Genomic DNA, 16,329 nt, shown 5'->3' with positions numbered 1-16,329 from the left:
CCCGAATCTACCGACCCGGCATGGCGCGGCGGCAGTCGGCGCTTGCCATGACGCCAGAGCCGGACCCACCTTTCCTCGCACATGCCCCCACTTACATCGTGCGAGCCCCGCCTGTGACCACGGCGACGCTCCCCCTTGGTGCCCCGATGCTGCCCGCGACGCCCGCCGGGTGATCATCGCCTCGTCCCTCGGGACCGTCTTCGAGTGGTACGACTTCTATCTCTACGGGTCGCTCGCCGCGATCATCAGCCGGCAGTTCTTCTCCGGGGTGAATCCGACCGCAGGCTTCATCTTCGCCCTGCTGGCCTTCGCCGCCGGCTTTGCGGTCCGACCGTTCGGTGCGCTGGTCTTCGGCCGCCTGGGGGACCTGGTCGGGCGGAAGCACACCTTCCTGGTGACCATCGTCATCATGGGGGTCTCGACGTTCATCGTCGGGATCCTGCCGGGCTACGCCACCATCGGCATCGCGGCGCCGGTCATCCTGATCCTGCTCCGACTGCTGCAGGGGCTGGCCTTGGGTGGTGAATACGGCGGCGCGGCGACGTACGTGGCCGAGCACGCCCCCCATGGGCAACGGGGAGCGTACACCGCCTGGATCCAGACCACGGCGACGCTGGGGCTCTTCCTCTCGCTGCTGGTGATCCTGGCGTGCCGGGTCGCCCTCGGTGCCGAGGCCTTCGAGGCCTGGGGATGGCGGATTCCGTTCCTGGTCTCGCTCCTGCTCCTCGGCATCTCGGTGTGGATCCGCCTCGCGCTGGATGAATCGCCAGTCTTCAAGCAGATGAAGGCGGAAGGGACGCGGTCGAAGGCGCCGCTGCGGGAGTCGTTCGCGGAATGGGGCAACCTGAAGATTGTCATTCTGGCATTGTTCGGGCTGACGGCAGGGCAGGCCGTGGTCTGGTACACCGGTCAGTTCTACACCCTCTTCTTCCTGACCCAGACGCTCAAGGTCGAGGCCCAGACGGCCAATATCCTGGTCGCGATCTCGCTGCTGCTCGGGACGCCGTTCTTCGTGGTCTTTGGGCGGCTGTCGGACCGGGTCGGTCGGAAGCCGATCATCCTCCTCGGCTGTGCGCTGGCGGCGCTGACCTACTTCCCACTGTTCCGCGCCCTCACCCATTACGCGAACCCCGCGCTCGAGGCCGCCCAGTTCCGGGCGCCGGTGACGGTCGCGGCCGACCCGGCCAACTGCTCGGTCCAATTCAATCCGGTGGGCACCAGCAAGTTCACGTCGAGCTGCGACGTGGCGAAGGCGGCGCTCGTGGCGCGCGGGGTGCCGTACCAGAATCGGGCGCTGCCAGCCGGGGAGGGGGCAGTCGTCCATGTCGGCACGACCGTGATCGCCTCCTTCGACGCGGCCGGCCCGGACGCCGCGGACCGCCGCCCGGTGTTCCAGGAGGCGCTCGGCGGTGCCCTCGATGGGGCCGGCTATCCGGTGACGGCCGACCTCGCGGCCATCAACCGGCCGATGGTGGTCTTCGTCCTCTGGATCCTGGTCCTCTACGTCACCCTGGTCTACGGACCGATCGCCGCCATGCTGGTCGAGATGTTCCCGTCCAAGATCCGCTATACCTCGATGTCCCTCCCGTACCATATCGGGAACGGCTGGTTCGGGGGCTTCCTGCCGACCACCGCCTTCGCGATCGTGGCGGCGACCGGGGACATCTACGCCGGTCTTCGCTACCCGGTGGCCATCGCCACGATGACGCTCATCGTCGGCGCGCTGTTCCTCAAGGAAACCAAGGACGTCGATATCGTGGCCCAGGACGGCCCGCCCCCGATCTGAAAACGGCTCACGCCTCCAGGCGCGCCAGCCGGCTCATCAGGAGGGTACGATGCGGGGCCGATGGTTGCCGAGCCAAAGCCCCCCGATAGTCGTTCCGTGCCCCATCGACATCCCCGAGTCGGTCACGGAGCCATCCGCGGGTCGCGAAGAACCAGCCATATCGGCTGACACCAGGTTCTTCCGCGGTCGCCTCAAGCTCGGCGACTCCCTCCTCGATCCGGCCAGCGAGCACCAGCGCCACGGCGCGGTTGGTCCGCACTACCGGCGTCGGGGAGAGGACCATCAGCCCACCATACAAGTCGACGATCCCGTTCCAGTTGGTCGCCTCGAATGAGCCGGCCCTCGCATGCTCGGCCGCGATCGCCGCCTCGAGGTGGTATCGGGTCGGCGTGTCCGACTCGGCTGCTCGCGAGAGGTGATGAAATCCCCGCTGCAGCAGGACCTCGTCCCACAGGGTGCGGTCCTGGTCGGCGAGCAGGACGAGGCTGCCGTCGTCGCCTTGTCGTGCGGGGAAGCGCGCGGCATGAAGCAGGATGAGGGCCGCCAATGCCTCGACCGCCGGCTCGTTGAGTTCCGGGACGCTCGTCAACAGCATCACGAGCCGGAACGCCTCCCGTGCGAGTTCCGACCTGAGGACCTCGTCGCCCTCCGAGGCGTTGTGCCCCTCGTTGAAGAGCAGGTAGATCGCGCGGAGCGCCACGTCGCGTCGCTGGGCGAGCTCTTCGAGGGGCCGGGCGAAGAGTTCCTCATCTGCTGGCCACTCGCGCATCCGTTTCTTGGCCCGGACAATCCGCTGCGCCACGGTCGCCTCGGGGAGGAGCATGGCCCGGGCGATTTCCCTGGAGCCGAGGCCGCCGACTGCCTGCAGCAGGATGGCCACGACGGCGTCGACCGGCAGGCCGGGATCGGCGCACGCGAGCATCAGGTGAAGCGTGTCCTCTCGTCGGTCGCCACCGCTATCGTCCACTAGTGAAGTAAAATGATGGGCGATGCGAGACTCGAGCTCCTCGCCGAGTCGGGCACGTCGCACCAGATCGACGGCGCGATTGCGCGCGGTCCGCATCAGCCAGGCGGCCGGGACGTCGGGGATCCCATGGAAGGGCCACGTCCGGAGGGCCCGGAGCATCGTCTCCTGGACCACGTCGGCGGCGAGGTCGATCCGGGAGGGGCCCAGGATGCGGACCACCCCGGCGGTCAGCTGTCCCGCGAGGGTGCGGAAGAGCCGCTCGACGAGGTGGTCGACCTCGCGTTCCCGCGCGGGGGTCAGGGCGTGGTCTCCACTCGGCGGACCTCGATCCAGCCATAGTCGAGGTGGGGGCATTCCTGAGCGAGTGCCACGGCGCCGTCGTAGTCCTCGGCCAGGACCTCGAAGAAGCCTCCCACGACCTCCTTGGTCTCGGCGTACGGGCCGTCGGTCACCCCGACGGTCCGGACGTGCCGGCCGCCCTCGTCGGCCAGCTTGATCCCGCCGGCCATGACGCCTCGCTCGGCGAGGGAGTGCCCCCAGGCCACGTAGCGTTCGACGATCGCCTGCATCTCGGCCGGAGAGATGTGCTCGAAGGCGGCGGGGTTCTCACGAAGGATGAGGAGGTACTGCTGCACGGGGAGCTCCTGGTCATGGTCGGGGTGCGACCGCGGCGATTCCGGGGCCGTCACCATGATGACGGCCGAGGCCGGGAATCTCGACAGGACGGCGGGGCGGCGAAAGAGGGAACGCTCGCTCGGGGACATTACAGGGTGCGATTGTGGCGGGGAATGTTTGTTGGCTAGCGCCATAACAGTATGGCAGATAACGCCTTAGGTTTGTTTGGTGGTGGGGGTATTTCTGTGGGATGAATATGACGTATAAGATGTATTATGTTAAGTCGTCATGAGGATAAGTGGGGAAAACTCGAGACCTCCCCATCAGAACGACATGCACTGCCGCGTGACCAGTAACCAGTAACCCGTGACCCGGAAGACGGACCCCCTTCCAGCCCACCCCTCTCGACACAGTCTGACAGTTCCTGGTTACAGGTGACTGGTCACTGGTCACCGGCCACTGGTCACCTTCGAGCACGCAAAAGGCCGCCACGCGGCGGCCCTTTTCTCCCTGCGCCGAGCTCCGCTCAGGGCGTCAGTTCTTCCGACGTCCCCGTGGCATCGGCGTCCCCGGCCTCCAGTTCCGCCACGATTTCCATCGCCTCGAGCTCCTGGGCGGCCGACACCCAGATCTCGGGATATGGCCCCGACCCCATCGGCGTCGGGCCGGCCTTGATGGTCGCCGGAATGCCGGCGGCCTCGAGTTCCAGTCGAATCAGGTCGGCCTCGATCTGGTTGGTGGCCACATAGATGCAGATCATCGGAATCCTCCGTTGGTGGTGGTCACACGTCCAGCCAGACCCCTCGGGCCACCAAGCGGCCCTCCCCGCAGAGCCAGATCTGGGTCGCCCGGCTCCCCTCGATCGTCGCATTCACCGCCAACAGTCGGCCACTCTCGGTCCGGAACCGGAGCGGCAGCTGGTCCAATCCGAGGGCCGCAATCGCCAACGCGGCGGTCACGGTGCCGGTCCCACAGGCCATCGTTTCTGCCTCGACCCCACGCTCGTACGTCCGCACAGCCCACTGCGGTTCATCCACTTTCGAGGCTCCACTTCCAGTAGAACGTGAGGTCCGCGAAACGAAGTTGGCATTGGCCCCGCCGACTCCGGCCCGCTCGTGGAACCGGAGCTCCCGGCCGCGGGTCGGGATGTCGACCGCCGCCACGTCCTCTGTCATGACGACCAGGTGCGGGACCCCCACACGCCCCAGACGGACCCACCCCTCCCCTGCCAGGGGTGGAATTCCAGTCTCGACCGGCACGTCGGTGTCCGGCAGATTGAGCTCGGCCATGTGCCCTTCCCCGACGCATCGGGTCCGGAAGCTCCCCGCGCCGGTGACCAGGGTCATCCCTGCCGGATCGGCCATCTCGAGGTGGGCGGCCAGCCGGGTCGAGCAGAGGGCGGCGTTCCCACACATCGGGGCCGCCGAGCCGTCGGAGTTGTAGAAGGTCATCTCCACGGCGTCCGGCCCGACCGGGGTCAGGATCACGAAGCCGTCGGCCCCGATTCCGTCCCGACGGTCACAGATGGCCCGGATGCGCTCGACCGGCCAGTCGGCCGGGGTCGTGGACCGACCATCGACCATGACGAAGTCGTTTCCCGACCCCGTCAGCTTGAAGAAGACCACACTCACTTGAGCCTCCCGAGCATTGCCTGGAGCTTGAGCCACCAGACCATCCAGACCGCCTCGCGGACGATCCGCTTGTCCATCTTGCTCTGCCCCTCGACCCGGTCGACGAAGATGATCGGGATCTCCTTGAGCCGGAAACCCTTGCAGTAGGTCCGGTACGACATCTCGATCTGGAAGGCGTAGCCGTTGCAACGCACCTCGTCGAACGGGATCGCCGCCAGGACCTCCCGCCGGAAGCACTTGAAGCCGCCGGTGGCGTCGGTCAGCGGCAGCCGAGTGATCCAGTGGACGTACTTGTTGGCGAACCAGGAGAGCAGCAACCGGCTCATCGGCCAGTTGATGACGTTCACCCCGGTGGCATACCGGGAGCCCAGGACCAGATCGGCGTCCTGGATCGCGGTCAGGAAGGCCGGCAGGGCCTTCGGGTCGTGCGAGAAGTCGGCGTCCATCTCGAAGATGAAGTCGTACCCCTTCGGGAGCGCCCAGGTGAAGCCGGCCAGATAGGCGCGCCCCAGTCCCTGCTTGGCGGTTCGGTGCAGCACGTGGACCCGCGGGTCGGCCGCCGCCATCGCGTCGGCCAGCTGCCCGGTCCCGTCAGGGGAGCCATCATCGACGACCAGGACCTCGAGACGCGGGTCCTGCGCCAGGATCGCCGGGACGATCTGGGGGAGGTTCTCGCGTTCGTTGTAGGTCGGCACCACCACCAGCGCACGTTCAGGCATTCATGGTCCGCGGCCGGAATCGTCCGGCCGCCAGCAGCAGGAGTGCTCCGGCGAGCGACCCCAGGGTGATCAACTTGCCGGTCCCGTACCCCGGCGTCTCGTAGCGCAGCGTCACTTCCTTGGCGCCCGGCGGCACCGCCACCGAGAGCATCGCGTGGTTGGCCCGGAGCGTCGGGGCCGGCGTGCCGTCAATTGCCGCCGTCCACCCCGGATACCAGTTCTCCGCCACCAGCAGGTAGGTGGTCTTCGGGTCGCTGCCGCTCAGTACGACTTTCATCGCGCCAGGTTCCCAACTCGACAACGCCGCCGTGACCGGGGAAGGTTCGGGGATCGCCTGCCCCGTCTGGACCCCCGGCACCGTCGTCGTGTCGTCGTACAGCACCACTCGGCTCACCGGGAAGCGCGGGTCGACCACCGTCGGGATGATCTGGGCGTCGGGGACCTTTACGGCGCCCGGGACAATTCGCACCCACTGCGCCGTGCTGTCCCGTTCAAAGAGGTACCCGGCCAGGGCGGCCCGACCCATCGTGCTTGAAAACGAGACCGGGCCGAGGGTCTGACGGTATCCCGGAAACGCCTTCGCCACGTCCTGGTTGGCGACGATGTACTTCACCGCGTATAGGTCGAGCAGCGTCGGGGCGAACTGGTTCGGCCAGTCGTTCTTGCCACCGAAGAGCTCGTCGAAGAAGCGGCTCTCGTTGCCGTGGTATCCGAAGAGAGTCGGGATGGTGTCGGCCATCAGCCACGACCCCTGATAGAGCGTCGCCGCACCACCCCTGCCCGACGGGTCATAACTCCGATACGGATGCGCCGCTTTCCGCATCTCGGTCATGAGTTGGTCGTCGGCGTAGGTCACCGAGGCCGGCGGGAGCCATTCGGGGAAGCGGCGCAGCAGGCTCCAGTTGTCGCCCCAGAGCGCGATGATCATCGCCCCCGCGGCCAGCGCCCCGGTAAGTGCACGACGCTGGACCGCGACCAGCAGCCCGCCACCGAGGAGCACGACCAACAGCATCCGGAGCGAACCGGCACGGAGCTCGCCGGCGTTGGCGCTGACTTGCTGGGTGATGCGTCCCGTCATCTGCGGGTCGAGGCCCGAGCCGATGCTGCTCGCCACGCCCTCGGCCACCCCTTGGAGGGCGCCAGCCACGCCGAGCACCGCGATGAACGCAAAAACGCCCAGGACGATGTTGAGCCGCTTTGAGCTGACCTCCCCGTTGAGCAGACGCTCGACGCCGAGCCCCGCCCAGACGCAGATCGGCAACGCGACCAGGAAGAATGCCATGCCGGCCGCGCGAACCTTCTGCATCATCGGCATCACTTCAAACCAGAGGCGGTAGAACGGCGTATGCCCGCCGAACGCCACCAGCAGGAAGAGCGCGGCAACCATGCCGAAACCAAGGAGCAGGCCGCGCTTCCTCGCGGCACCGAGTCCGAGAATGGCGAGGATGATCACGATCGCGCCGACGTACTCGGTGTGGCTCTTGAAGAAGTTGCTGCCCCAGTAGTTCTCCATCATCCCGTTGAACTGCGGCAGGATGGTGGTCATCAATTCTTCGACTGGCATCGCGTAGGACGTCGCGTACTCCCACCCCGACGACGCGCCGCCGGGGGCGCGCGGCGAGAACGGGATGTACTTGAGGAACGGCAGCCCCTGGATCATGCCGATGCCGACGCCAAGCGCCACGCCGACCGCGGCGAGCCCCATGTCGGCGAGCGGCGCCTTGGGGCGCTCGCGCTCCTTGTCCCAGAACGTCAACCAGAGCGTGAAGAGCCCCGATGCCACCAGCAGGTAGTACGTCATCTGGTAGTGGGGCGACAGCATGCAGAGGCCGATGACGAGCGCATACCAGCCGAAGGCGCTCACCTTGCCATGGCGGATGCCGCGGATCAGCGCCAGGAAGGCGAACGGCGCCAGTGCCGAGACGAAGAGTTTGCCGTCGTGCCCGTTCCGCATCATCGAGACGAGGATGCCGGAGAGCTCGTAGCCGAGGCCGCCGACGACGGCCGCCGTCCACGACAACTTGAGCACACGCAGCAGGCAGTACATCGCCACGCCGGCGATGATCAGGTGCAGGAAGAAGCCGAGCGACATCCCGAGGTCGGTTGGCACCAGCCAGCGGAGCCAGGCGGTCGGATAGAAGATGTCGCCATGCATCGCGGCGATGAACGGCATCCCGCCGAAGATGTACGGGTTCCATTGCGGGATGCTGCCGTGCGCCTTGAAGTAGTTGGCGCCGAACTCGCGGAAGGCGTACCCGGCAATGACCTGGTCGTCGCCGCCGAGGTACTGGCCGGTGAAGAGCGGCCAGCAGAGCGAGAGCGCGGCAAGGACGAAGACCAGGCCGGCCCACAGCAAGGGCGGCCGCGGCTCAAAGGCAGGGCGCGAATCAGGCGTCGTCACGCGACGGCCTCCGCATGAGAAGGAACGGCACCGCAGCGCCGATCTCGTTGATGGTGAGCGTGATGCGCGAGGCGGCCGCGAGGGCAACCGCCGGGCCGATGCCCAGTGATCCCTTCAACAACAGCACCAGCAGCCCTTCCCGAACGCCGAGCCCGCCGGGCACGACGAGGGCGAGGTAGCCGACGATATAGGACGCTGCGAAGGCGCCAGTGGCCGTGGTCCAGTTCAGGTCGAGGGACGGGATCGTCCCGAGCAGCAGCAACTGGAACGCCAGGCCGTAGCCCCCCCACGCGAGGAAGTTGACGAAGAGCGCGCCGGCGAGTGCACCAGGCTCGACCGGCTGCACCGAGCCCGGTTTGCCGATCAGGTGGCCCAGCCGCCGCGTGAGCGATGGCAACGTGAGGGCGAACGAGCAGAGCAGCGCGAAACCTGCCCCGGCGAAGGCCAGCAGGCTCCCATACGGCGTGTAGGGGGCGAGCACGCGGTCGAGGACCACTGTGCCGGTGAACATCAGCGCGACCACGGCCCCGGTCGCCAGTGACACCAGCTGCATGATGACTGCCGACCCGATCGCCGCGACGCCGGAAACTCCCTGCTTCTCGGACATCGCCGCCATTCCGGCGATCGACCAGACCTTGCCGGGGATGTACTTGCCGAGCGAGGAGAGGCACCAGATTCTGGCGGCGTCGACGGCGCGAATGTACTGGCGCCAGCCGTGCAGCACCGCGCGCCACCCCCAGATGAGCAGCCCGTACATCACCCAGGTGACCAGCAACGACGCGATGATGAACTCCCATCGGAGCTGCCACTCGATCGGCTCCGAGGTGACCAGGGACCAGTCGTCGGCGAGCCGGAGCGCGATAAAGCCGATGAGGGCCACGCCGCCGACCGTCTGGATCACCCGCCAGAATTGCTTACTCATCGAGCGCCTCGCCGTACCAGGTGAGAAAACGCTCCGCCACGAACTCGGGAGCCAATCGGATCCGCCACGCCTCGCCCGCCACCCGTGCCGTCGTCCTGGCGTCGGGATCGTGGAGCACGTCCACCAGCGCTGCCGCCAGCGCCGCCGGTTCGGGAGACACCCGGCGCCCTGCCCCTTCCATCGGCACCACGTCGAGGAGTCCGCCGCCATCGGTGCACGCGATGACCGGGACGCCCTGCATCAAGGCCTCTGCCGCCGCGAGCCCGAACCCCTCGCCCCGCGCCGGCATGAGGCAGGCATCCGCCGTGGCCAGCAAGGCCGGGACATCGGTCGGCGCCACCGCGCCAAGGAACTGCACCGCGGCCGAGAGGCCGAGGCCGCCGACCTGCGATTGCAGCGCGGCCCGCGTCGCGCCGTCACCGGCGATCACGAGGGGAAGCGTGCAGCCCTGCTGGCGGGCGAGTGCATACGCTTCGACGGCCAGATGGACCCGCTTCTGCTCCGTCAGCCGGCCGAGGACGACGATCCCCCCACCTCCAATGCTCCAAGGCCGCTCCATTGCCGTCACCGGCATCGGGACAACGCTGTCGTCGGCGACCTTGGCGCCATGCGTCCGGAGCGCGTCGGCGAGGGAACGCGAGACCGTCGTGACCCGACGTGCCCGGTGAAACGGTCGCTTCGCGAGCCAGCGTGCCGGGCCGCTCGTTTCAAGCATCCGGACATCGGTGCCGTGGCAGGTCACCACCATCGGACGCTCGGACGGCGCCGCGAGGCCGGACGGAAACCACCAGTGCGCATGCACCACGCCGCGTGTCGCCCCGTCCAGCTCTTCGCGCGCGCCGGCCCGAAGGGCGCGGATCATCCCGGCAAGCGCCTTCAGTCCCTGCGGCGACTTGGTCGCGGTCGCGAGCTTGCCGGACTGGGCGTACTGCTCGCGATCGGCCGCTGCGTAGCGCACGCGGTGCACCGGCACCCCATCGAGCGTTCCGCGCCCGCCCTTCCCCGCATCGCTCGGCGTCACCACCCGGACATCGACGCCACGCGCACGGAGGGCCACGGCCAGTGGATGGAGGAAGGCGCCCGCCACATCACCCCGCTCGCGCGGATAGTTGTGGGTCAGGAACACCACCCGGAGTGGTTCAGTCACGCCGCTCAGACTCGACGCGTCGCACCAGTTCGCGCTGCTCCTCGCGGAGGTTGGCCACCAGCTCGCCGAGGAAGCCGAATCCGAAGAGCACCACGCCCATGATCAGCAGCGTCTGCACCAGCGACACCAGCAGGGCCACGTCGGCGCGGATAGTGAACCGCAGCACGATCGCCACCACACCGGCCACGAAGCCGAGGAGGAAGAGCAACGCGCCGGCGAGACCGAAGAAGAGCATCGGCTTCCGCCCGAAGCGGAGCTGGAACCAGACCGAGAGGAGGTCGAGCACCCCGATCGGGATCCGCGTCCAGGTGAACTTCGATGTCCCTGCCGTCCGCGGGTAGAGCGGCACCGGCGTCGAGGTGAGCCGGAAGCCGTCGGCCGCCGCGATCACCACCATGAAGCGGTGCCAGTCGGGCCGCATCGGGACGTGCGCCATCACCTCGCGGCGGTAGGCCTTCACCGAATTCAGGTCGGTGACGCGCACGCCGAAGAGCCAACGGCAGAGCGTGTTGTACACGGTCGACACGAACGCCTTTTCGTACTTCCCTTGCTTGGTGCCGGTGACGATGTCGGCGTTGCCGGCCAGGATCGGGGCCACCAGCTGCGGGATGTCTTCCGGCTTGTACTGCAGGTCGGCCGGGTAGAAGACGAAGACATCGCCCTCGGCCGCATCGCCCGCACTGCGGAGCGCATCGGCGATGCCGCGCTGCCGACGGTGGGTGACGACACGCAGAAACGGATACTGTACCTGCAGCTGGGCCAGGACCTGTGGGGTGCCGTCGCGCGAGCCGTCGTCGACGATGACGACTTCGGTGGGGGCGCCGACCTTCGGGAATGCCTCGGCGCACTGCCGCAGGAATTCCGGGAGGTTCTCGGCCTCATCCTTGGCCGGCACCAGCACGGAGACAATCGCGCGCTCGCTCATACGCGCTTCCGCATGCGGGCCGGGAGGATGCCGAGCTGGTCACGATACTTCGCCACGGTGCGCCGCGCGATCTGGATCCCCTGCTCCTCGAAGAGATGGACAATCTGCTGGTCGGTGAGCGGCTTCGCCGGCTTCTCCTCGGCGACCATCTTCTCCAGCTTGGCGCGGATCGAGCGGGCTGAGGCGTCTTCGCCCGAGGCGGTCGAGAGCGCCGACGAGAAGAAGAACTTCAGCGGCAGAACGCCACGCGGCGTCTGGACATACTTCTCGTTGGTGACACGGCTCACCGTCGACTCGTGCATCGAGATCACCTCGGCGACCTCGCGCAGTGTCAGGGGCTTGAGGTACTCGACGCCCTTCTCGAAGAACTCGCGCTGCCGGTCGACGATGAAGTTCATCACCTTGAGCATCGTCTGCCGGCGCTGCTCGATCGCCTGCACCATCCAGGTGGCGCTGTTCATCCGCGAGGCGATGAAGTCCTTGTTCTCCTGCGTCATCCCGCCCTTCTGACGGGCGATGTCCTGATAGGCGCGCGAGAGGCGGAGCCGCGGCACGCCGGTGTCGTTCAGGAACACCTGGTAGCGCCCCTCGATCCGATCGACGATCAGGTCGGGTGTCACGTAGGCCTCGGCGCGGTCGGCGTACTTGAGCCCGGGCTTCGGGTCGAGGCGACCCAGCGCATCGGCGGCGGTCTGCGCCTCGCGCGGCTCGACACTGAAGCGACGGGCCAGGTCGTTCCATCGGTGTGCGATCAGGTCGGGAAAGGCCTGCTCGACGATCCGGTAGGAGAGCGACGTGGAATCGCCGACATCCGTCAGCTGCAGGAGGAGACACTCCTGCAGGGTCCGCGCCCCGATGCCCGCCGGGTCGAGTGCCTGCACCACGCGCAGGGCCGCCTCGAACTCTTCCGGCACGAAGATCGAGACGCCGACCGGCAGCCCCGCCGCGTGACCATTGGTGAGGACGATGTCATCCTCCTCCTCGTCGAGGTCAAACGGGTCGTGATCCTCGGGGTCGAACGCGGGCCGAAGCGCCGGATTGTTGGAGAGAAGCCAATGGTTGGCGGAGGCGAGGATCACGTCGGCATCGCAGCCGAGGTAGCCGTCGTCGTTGATGTTGCCGATGATTTCTTCGCAGAGCAGCCGTTGACGCGCCGGGAGGTCGAGCATCTGCAGCTGATCCCGGAGGTGGTCGGCGAGGTCGCGGCTCTCGACCGAGACCGGCTCGACGTATTCCAGCTGCTCGTACTGTTCCTTCTGCCCGCCGACGTCGAAGCCGTTGAGGAGGATCTCCTCCCAATCCACTTCGTCGTCCTTCTTGACCTCTTCCTGCTGCTCCTCGGTGGTCTTCTCGGGGACTTCCTCTTCCTCCGGTTCCTCGAGCTCCAGGAACGGGTTGTTGAGGAGCTCGGCCTGCAGGTGCTGTTGCAGGTCGAGCATCGGCATGTACAGCATGTCCATCGCCTGGTAGAGGCGAGGATTGATGCGGAGCTCCTGGCGAAGCCCGGTGTGCTGCTGCATGCCAGTCTTCATGCGGGCTGCTCCGTCCGCGCCCGAAGGCGTGCGGTCAGGGTCGGTCCGAGATAGACGTCCGCGACGTGATCGTTCCAGACCAGCTCGGCGACGAGACCCGCCGCCTGGACGGTGCCGGAGTGCATGATGTAGGCGCGGTCGACGATTTCCAGCGTCTGCTCCACGTTGTGATCGGTGATCAACACGCCGATGCCCCGGTCGCGCAACGAGGCGACGATCTGCTGGATGTCGTGCACGGCAATCGGGTCGACGCCGGCGAAGGGCTCGTCCAGCAGCATGAACTTGGGGTTCGTGGCGAGTGCCCGGGTGATCTCCAGCCGACGACGCTCGCCGCCCGACAGCGTGTAGGCCGGCGACTTCCGCAGGGACGTGAGATCGAGTTCAGCCAGCATCTCGTCGAGTTTGGCGAGTCGCTCCGCCTTGGCGAGCGGTAGCGTCTCGAGAATCGCGAGGACGTTCTCCTCGACCGTCATGCGGCGGAAGATGGACGGCTCCTGCGCCAGATACCCGATTCCAGCCCGAGCCCTGCGATACATCGGCTGGTCGGTCAGCTCGGTGTCGTCAAGGAAGATCCGTCCCGCGTCGGGCCGGATCAAACCGGTGACGAGGTAGAAGGTCGTCGTCTTCCCGGCACCGTTAGGGCCGAGGAGGGCGACGATCTCTCCCTGGGCAAGCTCGATCGAGACGCCGTCCACGACGGCGCGCTTGCGATAGCTCTTCCGGAGTCCTTCGGCCCTGAGGACGCTCATGGGGTCGGCCTCTTGGCGGGGAGCACGGCCTTCTTGCCGAGTGAGGCCGTCTCAAGCTGGACGCCGTCGACATGGCCGTTCATCCGGACCTCGTCGAAGCCACTGCCGGGAAACGGCTTCATTGTCACCCGGATGGTGTCGGCCCGCGAGTAGTTGATCGTCGGGGTGGTCTTGCCGTTCTTCTCGACTTGCTGGGTCATCAGGGACCGCGCGGCGCCAATGGCCTCGACGTGCAGCAGGCGAGTCAGCATGGTGCCGGCGGAATCCGCCTGGGCAAACTTTGCCGCGATCCGGTTGCCCCACAGCGTGTCCCGTTCGCGCTTGGGCGTCGCGGTGCTGTCGGCGGTGCTGTCGGGGACCGGCAACGCGATCGTCGTGTCGACCGGGTTCTGGATGGAGCCGCGCCCGCGCACGAAGATCGACTCGAGAATTTCGCCAGGCGTCTTGACGACCACCGAGTCGCCGGTGATGTCATAGCCGGCGCGCGTGGCACGTGCCTGCGTGGTTCGCCCCCAGGCGTCGGTCTGCTCGAGCTTGCCGTCCTTGAAGCGGAGCGCCACCGAGTCGCCGGAGACTCTGGTCGAATCCTGATGCACGTCGCCGTCGCCGTAGGCCCGGAGGTCGTCGAGCACTTCGTTGGTCAGGCCGAGGCGAATGTCCTTGCCGGTCACCCGGAAGGAGTCGGGCCCCGTGCGCCGCCAGCTCGCGGGGGCGCCGGTGAGGATCGTTCGCCCCGCGGTGCCAGTGGTATAGAGGAGCGAGTCGCCCTGCCCCGCCAGATCGCTCCGGTTGATCGTGACGTTGCCCCGACCGCTGAGCCGCGATGAACCGAAGCCGCGCAGGAGGTCCGCGACGATCGTGTAGGGGCCCTTGTCGGCGGTGGTGTCGGTGGCCGCGCGCTTCGGCCTGACCTTGAGCGTCGGGCGCTGCATCGCCACCGATTCGGCGCTGTCGCGGATCCCCTTCACGGCGCGGAGGTAGTCAAGGTAGGGGCCGTCGAGCGTCGTCGAGTCGCCGGTCGTGATGACATGGACAGAGCCCCGTGCTTCGAGCCGCTCGCCCTGCTTGAAGTAGGTGAGCGTGTCGGCCCGCACCGCCACATCCGCGTCCCGATAGTATGCCCGGGTGATGAACCGGACGACATCGCCGTTCATCGACTCCACCGAGTCGGCGCCGATGCGCACATTCTGGCCCTGACAGCGGAAGCGGACGTCGCCGCCGAAGTAGTAGTTCTCGTTGCCCTCGAACGGGACGATCTGCGCCGCCTCGCGCCCGACGGCGCGCTCGAGTTCGAGGGTGCAGCGCTTCGGCGCCGGCACGCGGCGCTTGGGCTGCTGCGCCGAGGCCGGGGCGAGAGCGACCACAAGGAGCGCCGCCACGAAAGCGAGGAGGCGCGCCTTCACCTGCCGCCTCCCTTCGCGGCCGGCTTGGGCGCGGGGGCCTTGGCGGCCGGCTTGTCGTCTTCCTGACCCGGCAGCACGAACCCCTTCCCCTTGGCCCGTCCACCCATCCGCTGCGACCGGATCTGCTTGAAATCCGGATCGGCCGTGAACGATGCTCCCGAGCCGGCACCGTCCGGGGAGGTGAAGGTGTATGCCGTGTCCGAGTAGATCACGTTCTGCACCTTGTCGTAGACCAGGTGCGAACTCTTGAGGACCTTCCCGTTGGCGGCGGTCGCCACGACGTTGCCCCGCGCATCGAGGGTCTGGTCCTTCTTGTTGTAGCTGCCGCTATCGGCGGTGACCACCGAGGTCTCCTTGCCGGTCACCTTGTCGTAAAAGGTGACCTTCAACTTCTTGAGGTCGTTCATCTGGCGGGCGTTGTAGACCCATGCCGATTCCGCATCCACCTGGGAGACCTTCACACCCATGGTGGTGACGTTGAACGACATCCCCTTCATGACTTGATCGGCCGAGTCTCCCGCCGCGGCGACGGGCGGCTCGATGCCACGATCACCGCACGCGGCCAATACCACGGCGGCCAGCAGCAGGAGACGTCGCATCAGACCACCCCCGCCCGCAGCAGGTCGTGGAGGTGAACCACACCAACCACGTGCTGCTCGGCATCGAGCACCGGTGCGGCGACGATCCCGTGCCGCTCCATGAGACCGACCACCGATGCGGCCAGCTCGTCAGCATGGGCGGTGCGTGGACCGCGCGTCATCACGTCCGAGGCAGGTAGCTCGAGAAAGTCGGCCGAGCGGTCCGCGACGCGGGTCAGGTCGCCGGCCGAGATCACCCCCGCTAGCGTGCCACCCTCCACGATCAGCGCCAGGCCGCGCCCCTTCGCGAGCGCGACGACCACCTGGCGCATTGAGGCGGAGGCAGGCAGCTGCCACTCGGCCGGGACCATCACATCCTTGACACGCACGAGCAGGCGACGCCCGAGGCGCCCCCCGGGATGCAGCGCCGCAAAGTCTTCCCGGCGGAATCCCTTCCGCTCCAGCAGTGCCACCGCCAGCGCATCACCCAGCGCGAGGGCCACCGTGGTGCTGGTGGTCGGGGCGAGGTCGTGCGGGCACGCCTCCTCCGCCACTGCGCCATCGAGCGCCACCGTCGCGGCACGCCCCAATGTCGAGTCGACGGCGCCGACGATCGCGATCAGCGGGACGGCACGCCGTGCGAGTTCCGCCAGGAGCCCCACGAGTTCGTCGGTCTCGCCGCTCTTGCTCAGGACGATGGCCACGCTGTCGGCATCGACGAGGCCGAGGTCGCCGTGGAGCGACTCGATCGGATGGAGGTAGGTCGCGGAGGTGCCAGTCGACGTGAGCGTCGCCGCGATCTTCTGCGCGATCACTCCCGACTTGCCGATGCCGCTGACAATGACCCGACCTCCGGTGGCCAACAACTCGACTGCACGCTCAAAGCGTGCGTCGAGTCGCGCTGCCGCGGCCGTGACCGACTCGGCCTCGAGGCGCATCGTGCGCCGCCCGGCG

General features: G+C 67.5%; 15 protein-coding genes. 1 reads left to right on the top strand and 14 read right to left on the bottom strand.

The genetic code is table 11. From position 1 onward, the window contains the following. Window positions 1-169 precede the first annotated feature (169 nt). Window positions 170-1,786 (top strand): MFS transporter, encoded by a 1,617-nt coding sequence (locus IPG05_10155; GenBank protein ID MBK6495451.1) that lies wholly within the window; start codon window positions 170-172, stop codon window positions 1,784-1,786. Between the two features lie 7 nt (window positions 1,787-1,793). Here IPG05_10155 and IPG05_10150 read toward each other — a convergent pair whose 3' ends face one another. The 14 genes from IPG05_10150 to IPG05_10085 form a co-directional block, all read right to left on the bottom strand. After that, complete coding sequence (locus tag IPG05_10150) at window positions 1,794-3,107, bottom strand: RNA polymerase subunit sigma-70 (protein ID MBK6495450.1); 1,314 nt, start codon at window positions 3,105-3,107, stop codon at window positions 1,794-1,796. After that, the gene (locus IPG05_10145) at window positions 3,050-3,388 is read right to left on the bottom strand and encodes a transcription initiation protein (protein ID MBK6495449.1); all 339 of its coding nucleotides are present in this window, start codon (window positions 3,386-3,388) and stop codon (window positions 3,050-3,052) included. Before IPG05_10145 ends, IPG05_10150 begins: the two co-directional genes overlap by 58 nt. A 506-nt stretch (window positions 3,389-3,894) precedes the next feature. Continuing rightward, window positions 3,895-4,128: a DUF2007 domain-containing protein gene (locus IPG05_10140; GenBank protein MBK6495448.1), complete on the bottom strand. Its 234-nt coding sequence runs from the start codon at window positions 4,126-4,128 to the stop codon at window positions 3,895-3,897. 22 nt (window positions 4,129-4,150) lie between these two features. Continuing rightward, a complete protein-coding gene (gene dapF, locus IPG05_10135) occupies window positions 4,151-4,999 on the bottom strand; it encodes a diaminopimelate epimerase (GenBank protein MBK6495447.1) in 849 nt (282 codons plus the stop codon). Further along, complete coding sequence (locus IPG05_10130) at window positions 4,996-5,718, bottom strand: polyprenol monophosphomannose synthase (protein ID MBK6495446.1); 723 nt, start codon at window positions 5,716-5,718, stop codon at window positions 4,996-4,998. The genes dapF and IPG05_10130 overlap by 4 nt, the downstream gene beginning before the upstream one ends. After that, window positions 5,711-8,119, bottom strand: a complete 2,409-nt coding sequence (locus IPG05_10125; protein ID MBK6495445.1) for a YfhO family protein — start codon at window positions 8,117-8,119, stop codon at window positions 5,711-5,713. Before IPG05_10125 ends, IPG05_10130 begins: the two co-directional genes overlap by 8 nt. Continuing rightward, window positions 8,106-9,041, bottom strand: coding sequence for a flippase-like domain-containing protein (locus IPG05_10120; GenBank protein ID MBK6495444.1), 936 nt, complete (start codon window positions 9,039-9,041; stop codon window positions 8,106-8,108). The genes IPG05_10125 and IPG05_10120 overlap by 14 nt, the downstream gene beginning before the upstream one ends. Beyond that, window positions 9,034-10,188 carry a glycosyltransferase family 4 protein gene (locus IPG05_10115; protein MBK6495443.1) on the bottom strand — a complete coding sequence of 385 codons (1,155 nt, stop codon included), beginning with the start codon at window positions 10,186-10,188 and terminating at the stop codon, window positions 9,034-9,036. The genes IPG05_10120 and IPG05_10115 overlap by 8 nt, the downstream gene beginning before the upstream one ends. Then, a complete protein-coding gene (locus IPG05_10110; protein ID MBK6495442.1) occupies window positions 10,181-11,113 on the bottom strand; it encodes a glycosyltransferase family 2 protein in 933 nt (310 codons plus the stop codon). Before IPG05_10110 ends, IPG05_10115 begins: the two co-directional genes overlap by 8 nt. Beyond that, window positions 11,110-12,645: an RNA polymerase factor sigma-54 gene (gene rpoN / locus IPG05_10105; GenBank protein ID MBK6495441.1), complete on the bottom strand. Its 1,536-nt coding sequence runs from the start codon at window positions 12,643-12,645 to the stop codon at window positions 11,110-11,112. The genes IPG05_10110 and rpoN overlap by 4 nt, the downstream gene beginning before the upstream one ends. Beyond that, on the bottom strand, window positions 12,642-13,394 hold the full coding sequence (gene lptB / locus IPG05_10100; GenBank protein MBK6495440.1) for an LPS export ABC transporter ATP-binding protein: 753 nt from the start codon (window positions 13,392-13,394) through the stop codon (window positions 12,642-12,644). The genes rpoN and lptB overlap by 4 nt, the downstream gene beginning before the upstream one ends. Continuing rightward, window positions 13,391-14,797, bottom strand: coding sequence for a hypothetical protein (locus IPG05_10095; GenBank protein MBK6495439.1), 1,407 nt, complete (start codon window positions 14,795-14,797; stop codon window positions 13,391-13,393). The genes lptB and IPG05_10095 overlap by 4 nt, the downstream gene beginning before the upstream one ends. Beyond that, entirely contained in the window at window positions 14,794-15,396 is a 603-nt protein-coding gene (gene lptC, locus IPG05_10090) for an LPS export ABC transporter periplasmic protein LptC (GenBank protein MBK6495438.1), read from the bottom strand. Before lptC ends, IPG05_10095 begins: the two co-directional genes overlap by 4 nt. Further along, a complete protein-coding gene (locus IPG05_10085) occupies window positions 15,396-16,313 on the bottom strand; it encodes a KpsF/GutQ family sugar-phosphate isomerase (protein MBK6495437.1) in 918 nt (305 codons plus the stop codon). The genes lptC and IPG05_10085 overlap by 1 nt, the downstream gene beginning before the upstream one ends. Window positions 16,314-16,329 lie beyond the last annotated feature (16 nt).

This window comes from Gemmatimonadota bacterium, assembly GCA_016704275.1.
In the GTDB taxonomy this organism is placed as follows: domain Bacteria; phylum Gemmatimonadota; class Gemmatimonadetes; order Gemmatimonadales; family GWC2-71-9; genus Palsa-1233.
The sequence above is the reverse complement of the archived record's forward strand: the minus strand, read 5'-3'. Positions and strand labels throughout refer to the sequence as shown.

Excerpts from the sequence above, each read along its gene's own strand:
- IPG05_10150 (MBK6495450.1), bottom strand. The coding sequence starts at position 3,107 with ATGCCCCCACCTCGACTATGGCTGGATCGAGGTCCGCCGAGTGGAGAC.
- IPG05_10140 (MBK6495448.1), bottom strand. The coding sequence starts at position 4,128 with ATGATCTGCATCTATGTGGCCACCAACCAGATCGAGGCCGACCTGATT.
- IPG05_10130 (MBK6495446.1), bottom strand. The coding sequence starts at position 5,718 with ATGCCTGAACGTGCGCTGGTGGTGGTGCCGACCTACAACGAACGCGAG.
- IPG05_10120 (MBK6495444.1), bottom strand. The coding sequence starts at position 9,041 with ATGAGTAAGCAATTCTGGCGGGTGATCCAGACGGTCGGCGGCGTGGCC.
- IPG05_10110 (MBK6495442.1), bottom strand. The coding sequence starts at position 11,113 with ATGAGCGAGCGCGCGATTGTCTCCGTGCTGGTGCCGGCCAAGGATGAG.
- rpoN (MBK6495441.1), bottom strand. The coding sequence starts at position 12,645 with ATGAAGACTGGCATGCAGCAGCACACCGGGCTTCGCCAGGAGCTCCGC.
- lptB (MBK6495440.1), bottom strand. The coding sequence starts at position 13,394 with ATGAGCGTCCTCAGGGCCGAAGGACTCCGGAAGAGCTATCGCAAGCGC.
- lptC (MBK6495438.1), bottom strand. The coding sequence starts at position 15,396 with ATGCGACGTCTCCTGCTGCTGGCCGCCGTGGTATTGGCCGCGTGCGGT.
- IPG05_10085 (MBK6495437.1), bottom strand. The coding sequence starts at position 16,313 with ATGCGCCTCGAGGCCGAGTCGGTCACGGCCGCGGCAGCGCGACTCGAC.